Source organism: Roseibium algae, from assembly GCF_037783265.1.
Classification (GTDB): domain Bacteria; phylum Pseudomonadota; class Alphaproteobacteria; order Rhizobiales; family Stappiaceae; genus Roseibium; species Roseibium algae.
This window is the reverse complement of sequence record NZ_JBAKIA010000001.1, coordinates 239638-261854: the sequence shown is the minus strand read 5'-3', so window position 1 is coordinate 261854 and position 22217 is coordinate 239638. Positions and strand designations below refer to the sequence as shown.

Sequence of the window (22217 nt, the reverse complement as noted above, 5' to 3'; positions counted from 1 at the left end):
ATTTTTACGTATGAGATATAAATTCTTCATTGTTATTTATATCAATACTTTCGAGGGTTCAATGCTTGCGGAGCAGCCTACAACAGATCCATCTGGCGAACTTGAATTGGAAATTGCCATTCCTGTTTTGGCTCTGGATCTTGTTAGTTTAAAGTGCGTGCAAACCAAAGCTGTGAATTTCAGTGATTGGGGCTGTAAGCTTGTGGGCGAGGGCCTGAGTGTTTTGACCAAGAATATTGCCCTGAAGTTGGATGACGCCGATGAGTTCCAAAAGGGTAAGATAACATCGCACAAGTCTGGTTATGTGACTGTGGTCTTTTCGCCGGAAGAACACCAGGCAAGGGAAAAGCGGTCTGAACCCAGGTTCCCGGTCACTGTGGCTGCCAAGGTACAAGACCTTGGCAGATCGTTTGAATTGTGCTGCATCGTGACTGATGCAAGTCGTTCGGGCTGCCGGATTGAGGGGGAGGGGATAGGACACCTGCCCGATGATCTCTTGGTCTATATGGACGGTTTTGATAAACCGGTCCGAGGACAAGTTGCCTGGAAAACTGATACCAAAGCAGGACTCAGATTGACCTGGAACGGCGCCAAGATTCTCGGCTAGGCAGACTCGTGACTGAGATCTGAAGACCCAGCCACGAATTCAATTCAGAAGTCCCGCAGACCGTCTCAGCTCCGGTTATCCGGAGCATGTTTTGTGCAATGCCGTTAGCTCAAACATCAATATGCTGCGGACCTTTACATTGCATTGCCAGTCTTGCCCGTGTCCCGGGCCTGTTTCGTCTCAGGTTTGTTCATTTTCATCAAGATTTGGGGTGAACAGGACGACGACAAATGCAAGCAATCCTGCGGCGATCAGGTAGTAGGCCGGTGCGAGCGGCATGTTTGTATAATGAATGAGATAAGTGGCAACGAGGGGAGATGTACCGCCAAAGATTGCCAACGGAATATTGTAACCGATGGAATAGCCAGTAACCCTTATTGATGCCGGGAACTGAGCGATCATCGCAGCCAGCAGCGGTGCAAAATAGCAGGCGAGTACCGTGGCCAATCCCAGCTGTCCGAGTATGACCATTCGAGGGTCGGGATGGTGGATCAGCCAGAACAAGGGATAGCCGAATAGCACGATCCCTCCGGAGCCGATCAACAGCAGAATGCGACGGCCAATGATGTCGGCCAGATATCCAAGTAAAGGCACCAGCAGCATGAACGCGACCATGACGCCTGTGTTAATGATCAAGGTTCTGCTTTCGGTGAGTTTGCTATAGTCCACCAGATAGGTCGTCAGGTAAACGAAGGTGATGTAGAACCCGACACCATTGAGGATGTTGCAGGCGGCGGTTCTGAGCAAGGCTGTTCGGTGATGGGTGATGACTTCGCGAACCGGGACGGCAACTGGCTCACGCGCTGTTGGGGGAAGATCCGCTTCACTGGACTTATTGTTCGAGCGAATGACAAAGCCGACAAGTCCGAGTACTACGCCGCAGGCAAAGGGGACGCGCCAGCCCCAGACATGCAAATCTTCGCTCGGCACGATGCTGGTCACGAGTGCTGCGACGCCTGAGCCCAGAAGAACGCCGAATACAGCACCAACCAAAGCCCAGGAGACGGTAAATGTTCTCCAGCGCTTTGGCGCGATCTCATAGAGATAGACAGAAGATCCTGTGTATTCTCCGCCGACAGACAGGCCTTGCAGAAGACGCAGGATCGTCAGGCTAATTGGAGCTGCGACACCGACCATATGGTAGGTTGGCAAGAAGGCAATCAAGGTTGTCGGGATGGCCATCAATGTCACCGATAGCAGGAGGGCGGTGCGGCGGCCGGCACGGTCTGCAATGTGGCCAAGCAGCAGGCTGCCGATCGGACGCATCAGGAAGCCGGCTGCGAAAATTCCAAATGTGCTGATCAGGCCGACGGCGTGGCTGCCGGTTGGAAAGAACTGCTGTGCGATGATCGGCGCGAGATAGCCGTAAATGGCAAAGTCATACCATTCCAGCGTATTTCCGACAGTTCCTGCGAAAATATTTCCTGCGCGTTTCCGTCCTGTACCCATATCATCCCCCAGATCGGACCGGCGCCCCGCCGGTCTTAGGTTTGATTTACACCAAAAACCTAAATCCTTCGTTTGGGCGACCGTCCGGCATCTGTGTGGCTGGGATCAGGTGTTGAACTTGAACATCAATATGTCGCCGTCCTTGACGATATATTCCTTGCCCTCGTCCCGCGCCTTGCCAGCTTCCTTGGCTGCAGTTTCGCCGCCCAGGGTGGTGTAATCTTCAAAGGCGATTGTCTGGGCGCGAATGAAACCGCGCTCAAAATCAGTGTGGATGACGCCAGCTGCTCCGGGCGCCTTTGTTCCATCAGTGATGGTCCAGGCGCGTGTTTCCTTTGGTCCAGCTGTGAAATATGTGATCAGACCGAGCAATCCGTAACCGGAGCGGATCAAACGGTCGAGACCAGGTTCTTCCAGACCGATGGTTTCCAGAAACTCTTCCTGCTCTTCCTTGTCGAGCTGGGAGATCTCGGCCTCAATGGCTGCGGAAATTACAACGGAGGCAGCGCCTTGCTCTTTTGCCATTTCGGCAACTTTGGCGGACAGGGCATTTCCCTCGCCAGCTGATGCTTCTTCCACGTTGCAAACGTAGAGGACAGGCTTTGACGTCAGAAGGTCAAGGCCATTGAGCATTTTGCGCTCGTCGGGGTCATCCAGTTTGATGTAACGCACTGGCTTGCCGTCCTGAAGGAGGGCGAGGGCTGCTTCCATGATCGGCAAGAGCGCCTTGGCTTCCTTGTCGCCGCCAGATGCTTTTTTCTTCAGAGGATTGAGGCGGCGCTCAAGGCTATCCAGATCGGAGACCATCAGCTCTGTTTCAACAGTCTCGGCATCGGCAATCGGATCGATCGTGCCTTCGACGTGAGTGATGTCATCGTCTTCAAAGCAACGCAGGACGTGTACGATAGCATCAACTTCGCGGATGTTGGCAAGGAACTGGTTGCCAAGCCCTTCGCCCTTTGATGCGCCGCGCACAAGGCCTGCGATATCGACGAAGGTGATACGGGTCGGAATGATTTCCTTGGAACCCGCAACCGCCCGGATCGCTTCAAGACGCACATCAGGGACGCCGACTTCGCCGGTATTGGGCTCGATCGTACAAAACGGATAATTCGCCGCCTGGGCGGCTGCGGTCTTGGTGAGCGCATTGAAGAGCGTGGACTTGCCGACATTGGGCAGTCCGACGATGCCGCACTGGAAACCCATGGGTGATCGCTTTCGGTTAGCTAGCTTGAAACGTTGCCGCTATGTGCCGGATGGGGCGGGCAAGGTCAAGTGCTACAAGGCTGCAGATACAATCAAGGCCGCGCAGATGCGCGGCCTTTTGGTCATTTCGCCGGTGTTTGTATTCAGTCGGCTTTTTTCTGAATTTCCACGGTGTGCGGATAAGGAATGGACACACCATTTGCATCGAACGCTTCCTTGACCTTTTTGGTCATAGAGAATTTCAGTTCCCAATAGTCTGCGGCGTTACACCAAAGGCGAACACCCAGGTCGACTGAAGAGTCGCCGAGGTTGACCATGCGAACCCAAGGCTCAGGGTCGCTATGGACGCGGTCGTCTGCCTTTGCCAGGTCCAGGATCAAGGCCATGGCTTTGTCAGCATCGTCGGAATAATCAATGCCAAAGGTGAAATCGACACGACGTGTTGGGTGGGCTGAGTAATTGGTGACAACAGAGCCCCAGGCCTTGCCGTTGGGCATGACGATCTGGACGTTGTCCGGAGTGACCAGTTCGGTCATGAACAGGTTGATGTCTTTGACCGTGCCTGCTGTGCCGCCAATATCGACAAATTGCCCAAGCTTGTAGGGGCGGAAGAAAATCAGCATCACGCCCGCTGCCAGATCGCTCAACGTGCCTTGCAGCGCGAAGCCAATGGCCAGAGTTGCAGCGCCCAATACGGCGACAAGGCTGGTTGCCTGGATGCCGAACAGCTGAAGGACAGCAATGAGAGTGACGAGCAGGACGAGCCATTTGACGAGTGAGGCTGCAAATGCGCCGAGTGTGTCGTCGATCTTCGGATTTGACATCACGCGTTTGCGGATCATGCCGCTCAAGAACCCTGCGATCGCCCAACCGATAATCAGTACGATAATGGCTTTTACTGCATTGAGGATCAAAGGTGCATAAGCGCTGACCTGATCGATTGAGATGTCCATGCGTTTTCCTTCCAAATTCTGGAAATTTTTCCATTATTTCTTGAGCTGACGCAGAGAATAGCCAAGGTTGAAATTATCGCAACTAATAGAAGACTGAAAGCTATACTTGGCCTTGGTCATCCACTGATCCATGGACCGTATCTGAGGAAGGGGTCTGGGAAATTTGTTGGGCACAGCCAGGTGAAGCCATGCTTTGCTGGCAGGGGCCTAGCTGTCTTTGTTGCCAAGTAGTTTTTTCAGCATCTCCGCCATTGGGCCTGACTTTGGCAGGTTGGTCGTGTGCGGCTGGCGCGCCTGGCGGATATGGCTTTGCCCCTTGGGCTTGGCTGGTGCTTGCCGCCCAGTGCCTTCTTTGAGAGGAGTGCTCCCAGTCACTGGTTTGGCTGGTTTGTCGTTGCGTCTGGCTTTCTCCGGTTCCAGGGCAAGCGTCAGTTTGTTTGCGAACTGGCTGTCTTTTTTGTCGGCCAGCAGGTCCGCATTGTCGGCGACCTGGGACAGGAGTGGATCCAGCCAGTCTGAATCCTTCTTCGCGAAGTCACCCAGGACATAATTGGCGACGAGTTTCTTGTCGCCGGGATGGCCAATGCCAAGCCGAAGTCTGCGATAATCGGCCCCAATGTGGGCGGTCATGGAGCGCAAGCCATTATGGCCGCCATGTCCGCCTCCGGCCTTCATGCGAAACTTTGCGGGAGGCAAGTCCAGTTCGTCATAGATGACGACAATGTCTTCCGGTTCGATCTTGAAGAAGCGTATGGCTTCGCTAATTGAGCGACCCGATTCATTCATGAAGGTGGATGGCTTGAGCAACAGGACCTTTTCAGTCCCAAGGCGTCCTTCGGACACTTGTCCTTGAAAGCGTGCTTTCCATGGCGAAAACGAGGAATGGCGTCGGTGAATTTCGTCGACGGCCATAAAACCGATGTTGTGCCGATTGCGCTCGTATTTTCCGCCCGGATTTCCGAGGCCAACGATCAGCCGCATGGTTCTGTCCTTGCGTAGACGTTCGTGGTCTTTGGTGTGTGATGTCGCACTGCTCGGCACATTTTTGGGTGCCGTCAGGTTGCCTGATTTCGATGGGCAGGGACCTGATCAAGGCAGAGCCGATCAAGGGGCGGATAAACCGCCCCTTGAGGCAGAAGATTATTCTGCGGAAGCTGCTGGGGTTGCCGCAGCCTCTTCGCTGTCTTCGTCTGCATCCTGAGAACCACCCGGTGATGCAATCGTAGCAACCGTGAAGTCACGGTCTGTGATTGTCGGATGTGCGCCTTCAGGCAGGGTCGTTGCCGAAATGTGCAGGGCATCGCCAATGTCAGCTTTTGACAGGTCGAATACCAGCGATTCCGGAATTGCGTCTGCAGGAACGTTCATTTCCACAGTGTGGCGAACAACATTCAGCATGCCGCCGCGTTTGATGCCCGGGCATCCCTCTTCATTGATGAAGACAACCGGGATATCAACTGTCAAAGTGGTGTTTGCAGAAACACGGAGGAAATCGACGTGCATCAGCTCATCGCGAACTGGGTGCAGTTGATAGTCCTTGGCAATAACTTTATGCTTTTTGCCGTCTACTTCAACAGTGCCGACGTGTGTCAGGAAGCCGCCCTTGCGTAGGGTCAGTGTGGTTTCCTTGACAGGTATAGTAATCGGCATTGCGGCTTTTTTGTCGCCGTAAATTACGGCTGGTAGAAGGCCTTCGCGACGCAGTGACCGTGCAGCCCCCTTGCCCACTCGGTCCCGAGCCGACGCCTTCAGCTCATAGCTGTTAGCCATGGCAAAACTCCTTCGGATGTAAAGAAAAGGGCTGGCGTATCTTTCAGCAGAAAGCTTCAAATCCGGAATCAGCCCAAATACGCCTCCTCCAGGGGTGCAGGCGCGCCGGTGCTATAGCGGAAACAGCCGAGAGGTGCAAGGTCTGCAGTGAAGCGGGATATCCGTTGGAATGCTTAGTCTGCCGAACGTAGGTCTTATGCTTTTGATTGGTGGTAAAAATAACAAATTATACTATTGATTGTAAAATTTTACGAGATTTGGGAATGCTGTAATAAATTATTGTTTTTTTGATGATTTAAAACAATGATTTATATATTCTTCCTCTGCGTATTTAATTCTTTTATGCTTCCTGATTACTTTGTTTTAATAGGATCGGGAAATAGTAGGGGAATTCAGAAGGGGAATTCCATGAAGTTTCTTGTAAGCACATTCTTGACATTCGCACTCAGCGTGAGTGCTGCACAGTCCAACGAGTTTCGTGATGAGCTCGTTGCATTGGCAAATGGTCAAATCGCAGAAATAGTAAGTTCTTCAGTTGTTGTTGACGCCGTGAAGGCTCAAAACGGGGTTACAGCTGATTACGATCAATCAAAAATTGATGAGCTGGACACGGCTTGGCGGTCTGAGACCGATGCTGCAGACCAGCCGATGATTGATGCGGTTCTTGATAATAGCCTGTCGATGCATCTGGCAGAGCTGCAAGATGGCAGCGATGGGCTGTTCACTGAAATCTTCGTAATGGACGCCAAGGGTCTCAATGTGGGTCAAAGCGACGTCACGTCCGACTATTGGCAGGGCGACGAAGCCAAATGGCAAGAAACCTATTTAGTTGGTAAGGGCGCGGTTCACATCGGCGATCTCGAGGAAGATGATTCCACGCAGCAGTTGCAGAGCCAGGTCAGCGTTCCGGTCACGGATCCGGCAACCGGCAAAAATATTGGTGCCGTGACCTTCGGTGTGAATGTCGAAGGCCTTTGATGGTGAAGACCCGGACGGGGTTTTCGTCCGGGTCTTTTCCGTCCTTTTCAAAGATAGAACATTCTTTGCCTGTTTGGGCGGATCACAAGGCGATCCAAGCCACCAGGTAATGCTCTGTGTGTTGCAACAGGAGTTTGCGCGTTGAAAGTATCGGTCAAGCTGCCAGCGATTTTGATAGGAATCGCCCTGCTGTGTTCGGCGGGGGTTGGTACAGCAAGCTATTTGTCGGGTGCTAATGCCGTTCGTACACTCTCTGAAGATCGTCTGATGGCGCTTTCCGAAAGTCGGATGAACGCCTTGACCGACTATATGGATACAGTTCGAGAAGCTCTTTTATCTGCTGCGCAAGGAAAGACGGTTCGCGCTGCAATGGCGGAGTTTGGCAAGGGCTGGACAAAATACGGAGATCAGGCCTCCGACAAGCTCATCGATACCTACATCACTAAGAATAAGCATCCGAAGGGCGCCCGTGACCAACTCTCCAAGGCAGGTCGCAAACCTTACGACAAGGCGCATGCCAAATATCATCCAGTTCTGCGCCGCTATGTCTCCGACAGCGGCTACAAGGATCTGTTCCTGATCGATACTCAAGGCAATGTCGTATATTCCGTCAACAAATATGACGATTTTGCTGTCAACCTGCGCTCGGATGGATGGAAAAACTCCATTCTTGCATCTGCTTTTGAAATGGCAATTGCGGGGGATCCAACCGCAGCATACCTCATGGATCTTGAAAGCTACGCCGCGCAGGAAGGACAGCCTGTTGGCTTGATGGCGACGCCAGTCGCTATCGGCAAAAAGAAAATTGGCGTTCTTGTTTACCTGCTGCCAACCGGCAAAATATCCGGAGTTCTCGGTCGATACGCTGGCCTTGGCGATACTGGAAACGTGTTTCTTGTAAATGAAAAGCTTGTGGTCCAGAATGACAGCCTGAGAACAGCTGACGCGTCTGAGCTGTTAAGCGGCATCCTGGATCGAGATGACGTTCGGGCGAGTCTGGGTGGTGCCCCGATCTTTACGAAACTACCTGATTTCGAAGGTCGGGATGTCGAGGCTGCGATCACGCCTTTCGACTTCATGTCGAAACCCTATGCGTTGGTCGTTGTGCAGGATACGGCAGAAGTCCTTTCTCCGCTTGGTTCATTGCGCAACTGGATCTTGACCATCGCCTTGTTCTCTTCGGTGCTTGCAGGTGCGATAGGTTTTGTCTTCTCCCGTGCATTGACAGGTCGGATCAATGGCTTGTCATCGGCCATGACGGACCTGGCCGCTGGGAACACTGACGTCGAGTTGCATGCAGGCACAGGCGGTGATGAAATTGATGTCATGACAGAAACCGTGATTGTGTTTCGAGACAACGAGCTTGAACGGGTTCGCCTTGAAGATGATCAGAGGTTGGCGACTGAGACGCGTGATAACAAGGCAACTCAGGTTCGCGGTCTGGTGGATGCCTTTCGTCAGGATATTACAAGTATGCTGGATGCGGTTGCCGGGAACTCTGATCAGATGCGCGTGACTGCAGAGGAACTCAATGCACTGGCTGATGACACTGCAGGCGAAGCATCAGGTGCATCGGCAGCATCGGAGCAGGCTTCCAACAATGTTCAAACTGTTGCGTCTGCGGCTGAAGAACTGTCTGCCTCCATTCAGGAGATTTCTCGCCAGGTTTCCAAAACCACGGAAATTGTTGGTGGGGCGGTCGAAAATGCTGCCAATACCAACAAGAAGATTGAAGGCTTGGCTGTCGCAGCTCAACGTATCGGAGATGTTGTCAGTTTGATTTCCGCAATTGCGGAGCAGACCAATTTGCTGGCTCTAAATGCAACGATTGAAGCTGCGCGAGCCGGGGATGCTGGGAAAGGGTTTGCCGTTGTTGCGTCTGAAGTGAAGGAGTTGGCGACACAGACCGCTAAGGCAACTGAGGATATCAGTTCTCAGATAGCCGAAGTTCAAGCTGCGACCGAGGAAGCGGTTGAGGCGATTGCAGCGATTACTGAAACGATGAGTGAGGTCAACGAATACACAGGCTCGATCTCTTCAGCAGTCGATGAGCAGGGCTCCGCGACCCGTGAGATTTCATCCAATGTACAAGAAGCGGCTCAAGGCACGCGAGACGTTGCACAGTCAATGGAGACAATTTCTGAAAAGATCCGTGGCACCAGTAGTTCTGCGGGACAGGTTCTGGATTCATCAAGTATCGTCAATGAACGTACGACTGAGCTCAGAACAACGGTAGATCGTTTCTTGTCGGCAGTTGCAGCTGCATAAGATCTGAACTTGCTGTTTCGTCTGTCTATGAATTAAAAAGCCGGCCACAAGGGCCGGCTTTTTGTTGTTAATGTCAGCCTTTAAACGAATAGGCTTGAAACCGATTTTTCCAGCGCTGTGCGGTTGATTGCTTCACCGAGCAGTGGTGCGATTGAGATCGCCCGGATATTTGGCGCAGCGGTGATTGCCGCAGTCGGCTCGATGGAATTGGTAATCACCAGTTCCTTGAGTTTTGATGAGGACACCCGCGCCACAGCACCGCCTGAGAGCACGCCATGGGTGATATACGCGGTGACAGATTGGGCGCCCTTGTTGAGCAGCGCTTCTGCTGCATTACAAAGGGTGCCGCCACTGTCGACGATATCATCGACCAGTATGCAGTCGCGACCATGAACATCACCGATAATGTTCATGACTTCAGATTCCCCAGGCTTGTCCCGGCGTTTGTCAACGATGGCCAGTGGAGCCTCAATGCGCTTGGCCAGAGCCCGCGCACGCACCACACCGCCAACATCGGGAGATACGACCATGACATTGTCTGTGGCGTAGCGCTCTTTGATGTCTCGGGTCATGACCGGAGCTGCAAACAGGTTGTCCGTCGGGATATCGAAGAACCCCTGGATCTGGCCTGCATGGAGATCAAGGGTGAGAATGCGATCTGCCCCCGCCTCGGTGATCAGGTTTGCCACCAGCTTGGCCGATATGGGCGTTCGCCCAGAAGCGCGGCGGTCCTGCCGGGCGTAGCCAAAATAGGGAAGAACCGCTGTGATACGGCGCGCTGAAGACCTGCGTAATGCATCAATGATGATCAGCAGTTCCATGAGGTGGTCGTTGGCCGGGTAACTGGTCGGCTGAACGATGAAGACGTCCTCGCCGCGCACATTTTCCTGGATTTCGACGAAGATTTCCTGATCCGCAAACCGGCGTACCTGGCACTTTGCCAGCGGTGCGTCCAGATATTTGGAAATCTCTTCAGCGAGGGCGCGATTGGAATTGCCCGCGACGATTTTCATTGGCCGCCAGTCCTTCTGGTGCGACACCGACTTTCATACAGTCCTGCAGCTGCATGAAAACCAAGTGTGAGATCCTGTTGCAGCGGGTGCTGGTGCCCGATTAGCGTCCAGCTACCCTTAGCAGACGGCGGCGTTGTAACAACCGTTCTGTCATCATACAACAGCAGCGACGCACAGTTTGTACGCTTTTCTAAAAATAGCTAATGCGCATTCATTGTTTCGCTGGCGAAGATGTCACTGGCGGTTGATCCAAGCATTCATTTCTACCACAGATCGGGCTGCAATACGCTCAAGCGCGGCCGAATTGACAGCTTCCCAAGGATCGCCGTTCGTGCCGGAAATTCTTTCAATGCCGGAAATTCTTTTCAGTCGTTTTCCGCTGTTGTCGACGATGTCAAACACATAGAAAATTGACGCCGAAGAAGTTTCGCCGGTTGCGGACAGGTATCCGTTGACCCGATAGGTAGCTGGCGCGCCGATCCGGCGCACGAGCACAAGTCCCTGCTTGCTGGCTTCCTCGCCAATCGCCTTCGACAAGTTGTCGGCGATATTGCCTGGTGCACCTGTGAAAGGCTCAAAGGCAAAGGTCGTGCGGGAAGGGTCTGCATCTGGCAGGCTGGCCGGTGACAGCAATGCAGGAGCAGGAGTGCTGATCAACACGGGCGGCTCTGGTCTTGCCTGGCAAGCGGCCAGACCTAGAACCGATGCAACGACAAGGCACCATCGAAGAGAGTTTGGTATGGTCATCTGCATTGGCTCTTGATTGGCGTACTTTGATCCGAAGGGCGGCAAGGTTGCGTTTCCATATTTGAGAATCGGCCAACCTGCTGCAATTTAAAGTACGTTTAGCCCGACTTTATCGGCAGGTCGAGGGGGAGGGCAGAAAGGCTTTCTGGATCACCTTCTGTCGTCAGATAGGTTCGGCCAAGTGTCATGGCTGTCTCGGAGACGGAATCCATCAAGATCATGTGCTGAAAGATGATCATGTTGGGCTCAACCACCGCCGGATTGTCCTTATAGGCCATAGGCGGATCCATCCAACTTGGTGTAAAGCGGGCGCCCAGAGAATAACCACAGGCATTAAGGCGGTGGGCCATCATGTTGTGGTTATCGACAGCTGTTGCGTGTGCATCGAAAATATCACCAAAGGTGCATCCTGGACGGAGTTTGGTTTCCACAGCTGCAAGCGCGTCGCGGGTGGCGGCATACATTTCCAAATGTCTGTTTGTGGGCATTCCGATAATGACCGTGCGCATTAGCGCGGCATGATAATGTCGGTAAGCGCCTGCCCACTCCAGGGTTAGCTGGTCATTGTCTTGTAGGGTTTTTCGACCGGACTGATAGCGGCATAGCAATGCATCATTGCCTGATCCAATGATGAATTCATTGCCAGGATAATCCCCTCCACCTTCGAATATCGCCCCCTGCATGGCAGCCAGGATCTTACCTTCATCGGCGCCGGGTCTGATTTCATCCATGGCAGCATCAAAGGCTCTGTCTGCCAGTTCTGCGGCTTTGCGAACGTATGCAATCTCGGCAGGGCTTTTCACTGCTCTCAACATGGGGATGAGACGCGAGGTGTCTTTCAGGTCGGCGAAACTGTTCAGTTGGGCGTTGAGCTCGATCCCAATCGCGCCCGTCATGCCATGGGTGTCATATTCAACCCCGACCCTGGATCCCAGGAGGTCCAATTCAAACAGGAGATCCTTGAGCTGGCTGACCGGGCTGGCTTCGCCGCGATCGACCCAGATGCGAATGTCGGAGATATTGGACGTGTGCCGTGCTTGACGTTGATCAGCGGACCGGGTCAGCAAGATCTTGCGGCCATCGGCGGTCACGACCAGGCACTGGAAGAAACAGAAGCCGAATGTGTCATAGCCTGAAAGCCAGTACATGCTTTCTTGGGCAAACAGCAGCATGGCGTCCAGTTTGTTCTCGGCCATGCTGGCTTTGAGCCGATCCATTCGGGCGTCGAACTCTTCAGATGAAAAATGCAATGCCATGGTTATTTTCCTGTCAGAACAATGGCGGACATCAGTCGGCCGTAGTCGGGTTCACCGCGATGAGTGGTCCGACGGTATGAAAAAAAGCGGTCTTCGTCGCCATAGGTGCAATGGCCAAGGCTTTTTGCCTGTTTGATGCCACTCTTCCCAAGACGGTCAATGATAAAGGCTGGAAGGTCAAACTGGTGGTGGTCGGGCTTTTGTGAGGCGATGAAAAACCGTTTGTTGTCTGGGTGCTCTGTAACGAAGCGTGCAAAGAACTCTGGCCCGACTTCATAGGCCTTTTGCGAAATAGTCGGGCCCAGAACGGCGGTCACACGGCTTCTTTGCGCGCCTAGGCCTTCCATAGCCATGATTGTGTTTTCGAGAACACCGCCAACTGCACCTTTCCAGCCAGAATGCGCAGCACCAATCACGCCTGCTTGTGCGTCAGCAAACAGAACCGGGCCGCAGTCTGCCGTCGCGATCCCTATGGCGACACCAGGCTTGTTCGTTACGAGAGCATCAGCTCTCCGATCATCTTCCGGTGACCATGGTCCATTGACTGCGATGACATCGGGGGAGTGGATTTGATGTGGCGAAATAAGATGGTCAGACTCAACAGAGAGGCGCTGTGCGATGCGTCTTCTGTTCTCGGCGACGTTGTGCTGCTCATCGTCTGAGCCAAAGCCAATGTTGAGGCTGCCATAGATGTCAGTGGACACGCCGCCTTGCCGGGTGAAAAAGCCGTGAGCGATTCCGGGAGCGTCGAGGTCTTCAGATTTGATCATCACTGCTTGCCTTGAGTTGCCGGATCAAATGGAGCGAGTGGTGCACTTGTGTCGCTGACCGCCAGTACCTTGAAAAGCTGGCCCATCTTGTCTGGAGCTGCGAGTCGTTCGACATCATTGCGGATGGTTTCCTGTTGTTTATGGCTTTTGCCGTTGCCCAGAACGCCCGCGCGCTCCAGAAGGCCCAATCTCAAGAGGAATTCGCCTTGCTCCAAGGGTGGGCAGAAAATTGAGCCCGCTTGATGGCAAGCGGATGCAAGGGCTCCGAAATTCACATGTGCCGTGATGTCAGCTTTGCCGGGATTGGCCAGAACGTCGTCAAATGCATGCTTCCTGATGGCCTGCAGAGTGTCGCCAGGAGCCGACTTCAGATAGCCGTAGTCAATGAACAGAGCTGCTCCGCCGTGCTCCTTGATCCGGTGACCGATTGCTTCTGCGATGGCATTGGAAGCTGGTTGGGTCTCCAAAATTGCCCCATCTGCAGCCCCTAAGGCCGTTGCAGGAATATCCCGGTCGGAAAGCCGTCCGGTGCCAAGCCCGAATGCGAGATCGCCCGTCTCATTCAGTCCGACCATTCGTTCTACCCAGCCATTCGGGGTCTTTACAAATTGGTGAATTGGTAAGGCATCAAAGAATTCATTGGCAATCAGCAGGACCGGACCGTCGGCAACCTGGTCAAATTGCTCGGCAAAACCAGGCCTTAGCGGGCTTTTGGAAAGCGTTTTTGTTTGGATTTTCTGGAGCTTCAGGCTCATTTCAACCAAAGTGAGATTGGCGGCATTGATAAACTTGGGGCGCAGAGAAGCCATGCGCAGAAGATCGGCCATAAGCGTGCCCCGACCTGGCCCGAGTTCTACCAGTTGAAAATGATCGGGCGATCCCATGCGCTCATAAGCTTGCAGAAAGAATGCGCCGATCAATTCGCCAAACATCTGGCTGACTTCCGGGGCGGTGATGAAATCGCCCTTTTGGCCGAAGGGATCCCGGGTCGTATAGTATCCAGCGGTTGGATCTGTGAGGCATGACGCCATGTAATCGGCGATGGAAATCGGACCCTGAGTCTGAATTCTGTGACGGAGACGGGTTTTAAGATCTTCAATTGTCATGCTTGTTTGGGGGCTTTCCGAGAAGACCAGATCATTGCAGCGACACCAATCAGAACCATTGGAAGTGACAAGAGAATGCCCATGGTCAGGAAGCCGGACAGATATCCGATCTGAGCGTCGGGAACGCGGTAAAGCTCTGCAATACAGCGCGCGATGCCATAACCTGCTGCAAACGCGCCTGCAACGAAGCCGGGGCGCTGAAGCATTTTGAAGCGATGCGTCAATATACGAATGATCAGGAAGAGAACAACGCCCTCAAGGGCGGCCTCATAGAGCTGACTTGGATGACGTGGCTCTGGACCGCCACCTGGAAATACAACGGCCCAGGGCACATCCGTTGGACGGCCCCAAAGCTCGGCATTGATGAAGTTGGCAATGCGCCCGAAAAACAAGCCAATCGGGGCTGCTGCCCCTGCAAGGTCAAAAAGCCGCCAGATTGAGAGCTTTCTCAGCCTTGCGAACAGGATCATTGCAACAACAGTCCCTGTGAAACCGCCATGGAACGACATGCCTCCGGTCCATATGGCAAAGCTTTCCATGGGATTTTGGAAGTAGTAGGCGGGATTGTAGAACAGCACATAGCCGATCCGTCCGCCAAGAATGATGCCGAATGTTCCCCAGACAACGAAGTCATCCAGATCCAAAGGTGTCGGGCGGGCCATTTTCCCCCACAAGACATCATTCAACACCAAAGTGCGCATATAGCGCCATGCCAGCATAATTCCGGCAATATAAGCCAGTGCATACCAACGTAGCGCATAGGGGCCGATCTCGAAAAGGATCGGGTCGATTGCCGGAAAAGGCAGGACTAAAAGCGGCATCGGCCAGAAAGCTCCAGGCAGCTGTTCGGTTTGACAGCCTTGTCTGCGGAAAACGGATAGCCGCAGAATAACATCTGCGACCGGGGCCACGCTGTCCTATTCGGCCTATGGGCGTCAAGTCTCAGGACCGTTTCATGGGGTGAAGTCCTATGATTGATTGTGATGTTGTCTTGAAGTTGTTGGCTGTCCCCCTTAGGTGTGTGCTAATATGTAAGGAACTTCAGGAGATCGCTATGACTCAGGGTCCAAATCGCCTTTTTGATGATTTCGCAAAGTTGATGACTGATGCTGCTGGCGTTGCACAGGGTGCACGCAGAGAAGTAGGAACTGCGTTTACCGCGCAGGCAGAGCGTTTCCTGTCCGACATGGACCTTGTTTCGCGTGACGAACATGAAGCAGTTAAAGAGATTGCCGTTCGCGCGCTCGATAAAGTTGAAGAGCTGGAAGCGCGCCTGGAAGCGCTTGAGAAGAAGCCTGCTGGTCGGGCAAAGGCTGCTCCTAAGGCAGACGGCGCATAATTTTCGTCGACGATGATTTATTAGAACCCTGCAGATTTCTGCGGGGTTCTGTGTTTTTGACGATACCTTCCACAAGGTGGGGTTCTTAAAACAACACTTCTGGTATCGTTTAAGTCCTTCTTGACCCTATACTGAATTGTAAATGGATTCGTCGGAACGGCTTCTTGAATGCCGACTGAGAGAGCCGTTCCTTTGTAGCTTGGGTTATACCCGCAAGCATTGATACTTTGCATCTGCGGTATCATCTGCGCCAGGGCCGAGAAGGAAGAGCTCCATGAGTCTCATCGAATTCGAATTCGAGCGACCTGACAATCCTGTCGATACAATTGAAGCCGTTGCCGCATTGAACGACTGGACTTTCGAGCGTTCAGACGAGGATGAGATCACGGTTTCTGTCGGGGGAACCTGGTGCGATTACCATGCCTCCTTCTCCTGGATGGAAGAAGTTGAGGCACTGCACGTGGCCTGTGCATTTGATCTCAAAGTCAGCGAGCAACATAGAACTGAAGTTGTTCGGCTTCTGGCGCTTGCCAACGAACAGCTCTGGATGGGGCATTTCGACCTTTGGAACCAGGAGGGCGTTGTCATGTTTCGGCAGTCCCTGCTTTTGGCAGGTGGGGCGGATGCAACGCCTGGTCAAATTGAAGGCCTGTTGGCGAATGCGGTAGACAGTTGCGAGCGTTACTACCAAGCCTTTCAATTTGTATTATGGGCAGGTAAAACTGCGACCGAAGCTGTAGAAACAGCATTGTTCGAGACTATGGGCGAAGCATGATTTTTAGCGTTGAAAGACCATTTCTCCTTGTAGGTGCAGGGAAAATGGGTGGTGCAATGCTGTCCGGTTGGATGGCGGACGGTGTCGATCCTGCTGCGATTGTCGTATGTGACCCTGGTCCCGGCCCGGAGATGGTAGCCTTGCTTTCGAAGCATGCGATTCGTCATGTGACAGCTGCTCCCGAAGATGTGAATCCGGGACTTGTGCTGGTTGCTGTCAAACCGCAGATGATGGATGTCGTTCTACCCTCTCTGGCCGCCATCGTAAGTTCAGATACGGTGATCCTGTCTGTTGCTGCCGGCACGCCTATTTCCCGGTTTGCGTCAGAGTTTGGTGATGTGCCGATTGCTCGTGCCATGCCCAATACCCCTTCAATGGTCGGGCGTGGCATTACCGGTGTTTTCCCAAATGCTGCGGTTACAGATGCGCAGAAAGACACCATCGACGAACTGTTGTCGGCGGTTGGAAAAGTTGTCTGGCTGGACCGGGAAGAGCAGATTGATCAGGTGACGGCTGTTAGCGGTTCCGGTCCTGCCTATGTGTTCTGGTTGGCTGAATGTCTTGCTGAGGCTGGACGGGAGTTGGGCTTACCCGAGGCTATCGCGAGGGAATTGGCGGATGCAACGGTCAGCGGCGCTGGCGAATTGATGCATCAATCTTCCGATACGACGTCGACCTTGAGGAAGAATGTGACGTCGCCCAATGGCACGACGGCTGCCGCACTCGAGGTTCTCATGGCGCCTGATGGCGTGCAGCCTGTCATGACGAAAGCGGTGGCCGCAGCAGCCCGCAGGGCTCGTGAACTGGCAGGTTAGATCACGTCTGACAGAGCGCGATGACATGCTGTGGCGGAAGGCCGCTCTTTCTTCTTTAGCTTTTTTTACCTATCTATCGTATGCGTAACGAGTTCCTGTCCCTGGAGACTGCTTATGGCGAATGCGAAGACACAGCAAAAAATTCTTCTTGGCTTTCTGGAGTTGCTGAAGGCTCATTCCTATGAGGAGGTTAGCTTTGCCTCTCTGGCAGAGCATGTGGGCGTCAAACTGTCGGACATTCGCGCAGAGTTCTCATCCAAAAAGGCGCTTGTTGAAGCCTTTGGGGAGATGATCGACAGAGGTGTGCTTGATGATCGGGATGAGGACATGGAAGGTCAGCCTGCCAGGGATCGGCTGTTCGATGTGCTGATGACGAGAATTGACCATCTTGCTCCTTATAAGGAAGCAATTGGTACGCTTCATTCTGCTGTGAGAAAGGACCCGGGACTGGCGCTGGAATTCAACTCTATTACGGTTCGGTCGCAAAGGTGGATGCTGGTTGCTGCTGGCATTGAGGTCTCGGGCCTCAAGGGCCGTCTCGTTACCCAAGGTCTTGCCGTTGCCTTTGCCAGAGTTATCGATACATGGCTGAAGGAAGACGACAAGGGCATGCCACGCACCATGGCGCGGTTGGATAAAGAGCTGGATCAAGGCGAAAGCTGGTTGAAATTTCTGGGCAAGGCAGAAAAAATGTCCAGGTCGTTTCGTAAAATGGGGCAGGGAGTACGTCGTTCACGGAAGTCCGAGCCTACGGATGGTGATGGCGATATTCCTGCCAGCGCGTTACACGAAGCCAGCTGAATTTTAATATAGTCTTTGCCTTCCAAAATGAGCGGGCAAGGACTGAATAATTGACCGAACTGAGAGTGCGTTTATGAGTGACGAAGTTTCTTTTGATGATTTTATGAAGGTTGATGTTCGTGTCGGGCGTGTGATTGAAGCAGAGGTTTTTGCCGAAGCCCGCAAGCCTGCCTACAAAATGATGATCGATTTCGGCGCGGAAATTGGGATCAAGAAAACATCTGCGCAGATCACCAAACACTATCAACCTGATGGCCTGGTCGGGCGATTGGTGATGGCTGTTGTGAATTTCCCTCCACGCCAGATCGGCCCCATTCGTTCTGAAGTCCTCACGTTGGGGGTTCCCGATGAAGACGGCGAGGTTGTGCTTTTGACGCCGAACAAGGACGTCCCGATTGGTGGTCGGCTCTACTGAGTTTGTCGGGCGTCTCGCTTTAACCGGGAATTCTGACCCGTGCCCTGAGCCCGCCAAGGGGGCTGTCTTCCAGATAGAGATCTCCGCCATGGCCACGTGCGATGTCGCGTGCGATTGCGAGCCCTAGTCCGCTGCCTGGATGATCCTGATTACGGGCGCTGTCCAGCCGCTGGAAGGCGCGGACCGCTCTGTCCCGCTCTTCCGATGGAATTCCTGGACCATCGTCATCAATACAGATTGTCAGCCAGCCTTTTTCATAGCGCCCATTGACCTCGACTCTTTCGCCAAATTTTGAGGCGTTGATGACAAGATTGGACAGACACCGTTTCATGGCAAGGCGTCGCAAGGAAACATCAGGTGAGCCAGTGAATGCCGCCTTGATGTTTGTGCCGGATATCTCGGCCTCTTCCTCGATTTCTTCCAGCATCAAGGACATATCTGTTTCCTGAACGGCTTCATCGCCGTCGCCACGGGCAAAGGCAAGATAGTCTTCGAGCATGGTGTTCATCTCGTTGACGTCCTTGCGCATCGCGTCGCTCTCAGAGCCGTCCTCAAACAGGGCGAGTTGTAATTTGAAGCGGGTCAGGATTGTTCGAAGGTCATGACTGACGCCGGCAAGCATGGTGGTTCTCTGCTCGATCTGTCGCTCAATACGTCGGCGCATTTCGATGAAAGACTGCGCGGCCTGACGGACTTCACGGGCACCGCTGGCCTTGAAATCCTCCTGAGGGCGCCCCTTGCCGAAGCTCTCGGCCGCATTGGCAAGCCGCACAATGGGCCGGATCTGGTTTCTCAGGAACAGCATGGCAATGATGACCAAGACAAGAGATGTTGAGAACATCCAGACCAGGAAAATATGTGAGTTTGATGCGAACGTCTGGCTGCGTCTGGCAAATATGCGCAAGACCGAGTCTTCCAGCTGAATCCTGATTTCAACAAAACTGGATCGCCCGACCGTGTCGATCCAGAAAGGTTTGCCTATCTTCTGGCTGATCGCGCGGCTGAGTGCCTGATCGATGACATCGAAATACGGTTTTGGGGCAGGAGGCGGCAGAGGCTCAAGCGGCATGATTGTGACGGAGAGGCCAAGAACCCCACTTGCCAGGTTTTCGACTTTGGCGAGGCCATCGTCCTGAGGATAGTTGTCCAGCACAAACGCAATCGCAGCGATTTCGCGCACGACTGCTTCTGACATGCGGCGCGATACAAGGTCGTAATGGCGTTCCATGAAGACGAAGACGAGGACAGACTGAAGGATGACAATTGGCATCACAATTATCAGAAGCGCGCGCGTGTAGAGGCGCTTTGGCATGATCTTGTGGATCAATTTCGTTGCGCGCCGATACAGCCAAAACATGGGCTTCAAGGGAACCGGCAGTCGCAATGCATCCAGATATCGGTTCAGATTGGCCATTGAAGTCCTTCAGATGGAGAGCGTGCTTGAGCTACTCCTGTTTCAGTCGCAGGCCAGACGATATCCAATACCGCGGACCGTCTGCAGGTAGATCGGGTTTCCCGGGTCGGTTTCGATCTTGCGGCGCAAGCGGTTAATCTGAACGTCGACAGTGCGTTCTCCAAGCCCGCTGTCATCGCCAACGATCTTGTGGCGTGGCACAGTTGCTCCAGGTTGTTCTGAAAAAATGCCGAGGATTTGTTTTTCCCTGTCGGTCAGCCGAACCAGATTGTCGCCATTTTTCAATTCACCGCGTGCTGCATTGTAGGAAAAAGGCCCGAACCGGATTTCCGCAGCGGCCTGAGCACGCTTGGGTCCACCACGCCGCAGAATTGCTGAAAGACGCAAGAGAAGCTCGCGTGGCTCAAATGGCTTTGCCAGGTAGTCGTCTGCACCTGCTTCCAGTCCTGCAATGCGGTCAGGTGCTTCTGATCGGGCCGTCAGCATCAGGATCGGGATACTGGAATGCTGGCGTATCCAAGTTGCCAGCTCAAGCCCGGTCTCACCCGGCATCATGATGTCGAGTATGAGCAGGTCGAATGCCAGACCACCCAGGAACTTTCTGGCGTCAGCTGCATTGGCTGCAGATGTTACCCGATAGCCATGCTCGACAAGAACGCGGCTCAGCAGTTCGCGGATCCGGTTGTCATCATCGACCAGAAGGATGTGGCTGGCATTGTCATCGGGTGGTGTTGCGCTCACGTCATTTTCCCGTCAATGAGTCTGGAAGACCTTTGGTGGTGGTGGGGGCCGGTGGTTTGTATTTCTTGTTCACGAGCTTGGCCACGTCCGGCCTGATATCCTCGTTGATCATCTGGAACAGAAATTGGCGAACGACATCAGCTCCGTTATCTGGCAGCCCGTTTATGGCACGCTCAAGGCGTTTTGATTGCAAAACGGCAAGCCTGCCAGCAAGGTCGTGCCCCTTGGTGGTGGTATACAAAAGCCTTTGGCGGCGATCAATCGGACCGGGGTGCTGCTCAATGAAATCCTGGTCTACAAGTTGCTTCAGAACCCGCCCGAGACTTTGCTTGGTGATCCGCAGAATACTGAGCAGGTCTGTGACCATGATGCCCGGGTTTCTATCGACGAAATGCAAAACACGATGATGCGCGCGACCGAACTCGAATTGAGCGAGTTGATCGTCTGGGTCTGCTGTGAAGTCGCGATAGGCGAAAAAAAGCAGTTCGATCAGATCATAAGGAAGGGCATCCGTTTCGCCGTTATCCACGGCATCAGGCATGGAGTTGAGGCTCATCAGAGCGCCATTCGATCGCTTTTTGTAATTTACGTCAGTCATATTGACTTAATTCGTGCCGATTGTTACGTAACGCGCATTGTGAACGAAATGTTTGAACGGTTTGGCGTTGTTTTGAGCATTGATACAAAACGAATCCATCCATTCAATTCCGTCCAGAAGAGAATACCTATAGTTTTAGCAGGGTGCAAAACACGGGTGAGCTGTTAGGCGCAAGCCTGACACGCAAACCATCTGATGACTATACATGATACATAATACCAACAAGGCCCAAAGCAGGCTCCCGGGAGTGAAAACGATGGCAGGACTGCCTTTTGATCAGCGCGATGGCGAAATCTGGTTTGACGGTGCCTTTGTGCCCTGGGCAGATGCCAAGTTGCACGTTCTGAGCCATGGTCTCCACTACGCCAGCAGCGTGTTCGAGGGCGAACGGGCTTATGGTGGCAGAATTTTCAAATCCGGAGAACACACTGCACGCCTTCATGCGTCGGCAAATGTTCTGGGCTTTGATATTCCATGGTCACAGGCTGCCATCAATGCAGCTAAAGAAGAATTGCTGACCCGAATGAACCTGGTGGATGCATATCTGCGGCCGATTGCTTGGCGCGGAAGTGAAATGATGGGGGTTTCGGCTCAGGACAATACAATCCATCTGGCAATCGCAGCCTGGGAATGGCCGAGCTATTTCAAGCCGGAAGAGCGTTTGAAGGGTATTCGCCTCGATATGGCGACATACCGCAGACCGGATCCAAGGACGGCTCCCTTCAAATCTAAGGCAGCTGGCCTCTACATGATCTGCACGTTGTCGAAGCATGAAGCGGAGCGTAAAGGTTACGCCGATGCGATGATGCTGGATTGGCGCGGACAGGTGGCTGAAGCGACCGGTGCGAATGTTTTCTTCATCAAGGACGGACAGATCCATACTCCGACGCCGGATTGCTTCCTGGATGGTATTACCAGACGGACCGTCATCGGCCTTGCAAAGGCGCGCGGGATCGATGTGATCGAACGGGTGATCATGCCTGAAGAGATGGCGGAGTTTGAACAGTGCTTTTTGACCGGGACAGCTGCTGAAGTGACACCTGTTTCCGAGATTGGTCCGTATTCGTTCGAGGTCGGCGACATCACCAAGTCTCTGATGGAAGATTATGATGCCGCGGTGCGGCCCAAGCCAGCCAAGGCTGAGGTCGCAGCTGGTTGATCTTTGTGAATTGAGATTGAGAAAAGGGTCAAAACCG

Annotated in this window: 23 protein-coding genes; 9 read left to right on the top strand and 14 right to left on the bottom strand. The window is 53.3% G+C overall.

All coding sequences use genetic code 11. The features are described 5' to 3' along the window. Positions 1–61: 61 nt before the first annotated feature. Positions 62–607, top strand: coding sequence for a PilZ domain-containing protein (locus tag V6575_RS01190; protein WP_340272164.1), 546 nt, complete (start codon positions 62–64; stop codon positions 605–607). 180 nt (positions 608–787) lie between these two features. On the opposite strand, the gene V6575_RS01185 is transcribed toward V6575_RS01190, so the two are convergent. From V6575_RS01185 to V6575_RS01165, 5 genes are all read right to left on the bottom strand, one after another. Continuing rightward, entirely contained in the window at positions 788–2056 is a 1269-nt protein-coding gene (locus V6575_RS01185; RefSeq protein ID WP_340272163.1) for an MFS transporter, read from the bottom strand. A gap of 105 nt (positions 2057–2161) precedes the next feature. Next, positions 2162–3262 (bottom strand): redox-regulated ATPase YchF, encoded by a 1101-nt coding sequence (gene ychF / locus V6575_RS01180; RefSeq protein WP_340272162.1) that lies wholly within the window; start codon positions 3260–3262, stop codon positions 2162–2164. 143 nt (positions 3263–3405) lie between these two features. Beyond that, entirely contained in the window at positions 3406–4215 is an 810-nt protein-coding gene (locus V6575_RS01175; protein WP_340272161.1) for a mechanosensitive ion channel family protein, read from the bottom strand. A gap of 207 nt (positions 4216–4422) precedes the next feature. Beyond that, positions 4423–5196: an aminoacyl-tRNA hydrolase gene (gene pth, locus V6575_RS01170; protein WP_340272160.1), complete on the bottom strand. Its 774-nt coding sequence runs from the start codon at positions 5194–5196 to the stop codon at positions 4423–4425. Positions 5197–5355: 159 nt separating this feature from the next. Next, the gene (locus tag V6575_RS01165) at positions 5356–5985 is read right to left on the bottom strand and encodes a 50S ribosomal protein L25/general stress protein Ctc (RefSeq protein WP_340272159.1); all 630 of its coding nucleotides are present in this window, start codon (positions 5983–5985) and stop codon (positions 5356–5358) included. 408 nt (positions 5986–6393) lie between these two features. Between V6575_RS01165 and V6575_RS01160 the strand changes: the two genes are divergently transcribed. Together V6575_RS01160 and V6575_RS01155 are read left to right on the top strand one after the other, a co-directional pair. Beyond that, positions 6394–6963 (top strand): hypothetical protein, encoded by a 570-nt coding sequence (locus tag V6575_RS01160; RefSeq protein WP_340272158.1) that lies wholly within the window; start codon positions 6394–6396, stop codon positions 6961–6963. A 141-nt stretch (positions 6964–7104) separates the two neighbouring features. Next, complete coding sequence (locus V6575_RS01155; protein WP_340272157.1) at positions 7105–9231, top strand: methyl-accepting chemotaxis protein; 2127 nt, start codon at positions 7105–7107, stop codon at positions 9229–9231. 80 nt (positions 9232–9311) lie between these two features. Here V6575_RS01155 and V6575_RS01150 read toward each other — a convergent pair whose 3' ends face one another. The 6 genes from V6575_RS01150 to lgt form a co-directional block, all read right to left on the bottom strand. After that, positions 9312–10244 carry a ribose-phosphate pyrophosphokinase gene (locus V6575_RS01150; protein ID WP_340272156.1) on the bottom strand — a complete coding sequence of 311 codons (933 nt, stop codon included), beginning with the start codon at positions 10242–10244 and terminating at the stop codon, positions 9312–9314. A 234-nt stretch (positions 10245–10478) separates the two neighbouring features. Further along, positions 10479–10991, bottom strand: a complete 513-nt coding sequence (locus V6575_RS01145; protein WP_340272155.1) for a hypothetical protein — start codon at positions 10989–10991, stop codon at positions 10479–10481. A gap of 98 nt (positions 10992–11089) precedes the next feature. After that, a complete protein-coding gene (locus V6575_RS01140) occupies positions 11090–12247 on the bottom strand; it encodes a M24 family metallopeptidase (RefSeq protein WP_340272154.1) in 1158 nt (385 codons plus the stop codon). Positions 12248–12249: 2 nt separating this feature from the next. After that, on the bottom strand, positions 12250–13017 hold the full coding sequence (gene pgeF / locus V6575_RS01135; RefSeq protein WP_340272152.1) for a peptidoglycan editing factor PgeF: 768 nt from the start codon (positions 13015–13017) through the stop codon (positions 12250–12252). Then, positions 13017–14123 (bottom strand): class I SAM-dependent methyltransferase, encoded by a 1107-nt coding sequence (locus V6575_RS01130; RefSeq protein ID WP_340272151.1) that lies wholly within the window; start codon positions 14121–14123, stop codon positions 13017–13019. The genes pgeF and V6575_RS01130 overlap by 1 nt, the downstream gene beginning before the upstream one ends. Then, positions 14120–14944, bottom strand: a complete 825-nt coding sequence (gene lgt, locus V6575_RS01125; RefSeq protein ID WP_340272150.1) for a prolipoprotein diacylglyceryl transferase — start codon at positions 14942–14944, stop codon at positions 14120–14122. Before lgt ends, V6575_RS01130 begins: the two co-directional genes overlap by 4 nt. Positions 14945–15177: 233 nt before the next feature. On the opposite strand from lgt, the gene V6575_RS01120 reads away from it, so the two are divergent. From V6575_RS01120 to V6575_RS01100, 5 genes are all read left to right on the top strand, one after another. Next, entirely contained in the window at positions 15178–15462 is a 285-nt protein-coding gene (locus V6575_RS01120; protein ID WP_340272149.1) for an accessory factor UbiK family protein, read from the top strand. Positions 15463–15736: 274 nt separating this feature from the next. Further along, positions 15737–16237 carry a type III secretion system chaperone family protein gene (locus V6575_RS01115; RefSeq protein WP_340272148.1) on the top strand — a complete coding sequence of 167 codons (501 nt, stop codon included), beginning with the start codon at positions 15737–15739 and terminating at the stop codon, positions 16235–16237. Beyond that, entirely contained in the window at positions 16234–17052 is an 819-nt protein-coding gene (proC, locus tag V6575_RS01110; protein ID WP_340272146.1) for a pyrroline-5-carboxylate reductase, read from the top strand. Before V6575_RS01115 ends, proC begins: the two co-directional genes overlap by 4 nt. Before the next feature lie 114 nt (positions 17053–17166). Beyond that, positions 17167–17853 (top strand): TetR/AcrR family transcriptional regulator, encoded by a 687-nt coding sequence (locus tag V6575_RS01105; protein WP_340272145.1) that lies wholly within the window; start codon positions 17167–17169, stop codon positions 17851–17853. 73 nt (positions 17854–17926) lie between these two features. Further along, positions 17927–18268 (top strand): tRNA-binding protein, encoded by a 342-nt coding sequence (locus V6575_RS01100; protein ID WP_340272144.1) that lies wholly within the window; start codon positions 17927–17929, stop codon positions 18266–18268. Between the two features lie 19 nt (positions 18269–18287). On the opposite strand, the gene V6575_RS01095 is transcribed toward V6575_RS01100, so the two are convergent. The 3 genes from V6575_RS01095 to V6575_RS01085 are packed head-to-tail and all read right to left on the bottom strand — an operon-like array spanning position 18288 to position 21021. Continuing rightward, a complete protein-coding gene (locus V6575_RS01095) occupies positions 18288–19682 on the bottom strand; it encodes an ATP-binding protein (RefSeq protein WP_422785499.1) in 1395 nt (464 codons plus the stop codon). Positions 19683–19724: 42 nt separating this feature from the next. Continuing rightward, complete coding sequence (locus tag V6575_RS01090) at positions 19725–20423, bottom strand: response regulator (RefSeq protein WP_340272143.1); 699 nt, start codon at positions 20421–20423, stop codon at positions 19725–19727. 1 nt (position 20424) lies between these two features. Further along, positions 20425–21021, bottom strand: coding sequence for a MarR family winged helix-turn-helix transcriptional regulator (locus tag V6575_RS01085; RefSeq protein ID WP_422785498.1), 597 nt, complete (start codon positions 21019–21021; stop codon positions 20425–20427). Positions 21022–21277: 256 nt separating this feature from the next. On the opposite strand from V6575_RS01085, the gene V6575_RS01080 reads away from it, so the two are divergent. Beyond that, the gene (locus V6575_RS01080) at positions 21278–22180 is read left to right on the top strand and encodes a branched-chain amino acid aminotransferase (RefSeq protein WP_340272142.1); all 903 of its coding nucleotides are present in this window, start codon (positions 21278–21280) and stop codon (positions 22178–22180) included. Positions 22181–22217: the final 37 nt, after the last annotated feature.

Bases quoted from the DNA above. Each gene is read 5' to 3' on its own strand.
- V6575_RS01140 (WP_340272154.1), bottom strand. From the start codon at position 12,247: ATGGCATTGCATTTTTCATCTGAAGAGTTCGACGCCCGAATGGATCGG.
- V6575_RS01185 (WP_340272163.1), bottom strand. From the start codon at position 2,056: ATGGGTACAGGACGGAAACGCGCAGGAAATATTTTCGCAGGAACTGTC.
- pth (WP_340272160.1), bottom strand. From the start codon at position 5,196: ATGCGGCTGATCGTTGGCCTCGGAAATCCGGGCGGAAAATACGAGCGC.
- V6575_RS01160 (WP_340272158.1), top strand. From the start codon at position 6,394: ATGAAGTTTCTTGTAAGCACATTCTTGACATTCGCACTCAGCGTGAGT.
- V6575_RS01175 (WP_340272161.1), bottom strand. From the start codon at position 4,215: ATGGACATCTCAATCGATCAGGTCAGCGCTTATGCACCTTTGATCCTC.
- V6575_RS01085 (WP_422785498.1), bottom strand. From the start codon at position 21,021: ATGACTGACGTAAATTACAAAAAGCGATCGAATGGCGCTCTGATGAGC.
- V6575_RS01165 (WP_340272159.1), bottom strand. From the start codon at position 5,985: ATGGCTAACAGCTATGAGCTGAAGGCGTCGGCTCGGGACCGAGTGGGC.
- V6575_RS01095 (WP_422785499.1), bottom strand. From the start codon at position 19,682: ATGGCCAATCTGAACCGATATCTGGATGCATTGCGACTGCCGGTTCCC.
- V6575_RS01115 (WP_340272148.1), top strand. From the start codon at position 15,737: ATGAGTCTCATCGAATTCGAATTCGAGCGACCTGACAATCCTGTCGAT.
- proC (WP_340272146.1), top strand. From the start codon at position 16,234: ATGATTTTTAGCGTTGAAAGACCATTTCTCCTTGTAGGTGCAGGGAAA.
- pgeF (WP_340272152.1), bottom strand. From the start codon at position 13,017: ATGATCAAATCTGAAGACCTCGACGCTCCCGGAATCGCTCACGGCTTT.
- V6575_RS01150 (WP_340272156.1), bottom strand. From the start codon at position 10,244: ATGAAAATCGTCGCGGGCAATTCCAATCGCGCCCTCGCTGAAGAGATT.
- V6575_RS01145 (WP_340272155.1), bottom strand. From the start codon at position 10,991: ATGACCATACCAAACTCTCTTCGATGGTGCCTTGTCGTTGCATCGGTT.
- V6575_RS01080 (WP_340272142.1), top strand. From the start codon at position 21,278: ATGGCAGGACTGCCTTTTGATCAGCGCGATGGCGAAATCTGGTTTGAC.
- lgt (WP_340272150.1), bottom strand. From the start codon at position 14,944: ATGCCGCTTTTAGTCCTGCCTTTTCCGGCAATCGACCCGATCCTTTTC.
- V6575_RS01120 (WP_340272149.1), top strand. From the start codon at position 15,178: ATGACTCAGGGTCCAAATCGCCTTTTTGATGATTTCGCAAAGTTGATG.
- V6575_RS01105 (WP_340272145.1), top strand. From the start codon at position 17,167: ATGGCGAATGCGAAGACACAGCAAAAAATTCTTCTTGGCTTTCTGGAG.
- V6575_RS01190 (WP_340272164.1), top strand. From the start codon at position 62: ATGCTTGCGGAGCAGCCTACAACAGATCCATCTGGCGAACTTGAATTG.
- ychF (WP_340272162.1), bottom strand. From the start codon at position 3,262: ATGGGTTTCCAGTGCGGCATCGTCGGACTGCCCAATGTCGGCAAGTCC.
- V6575_RS01130 (WP_340272151.1), bottom strand. From the start codon at position 14,123: ATGACAATTGAAGATCTTAAAACCCGTCTCCGTCACAGAATTCAGACT.
- V6575_RS01100 (WP_340272144.1), top strand. From the start codon at position 17,927: ATGAGTGACGAAGTTTCTTTTGATGATTTTATGAAGGTTGATGTTCGT.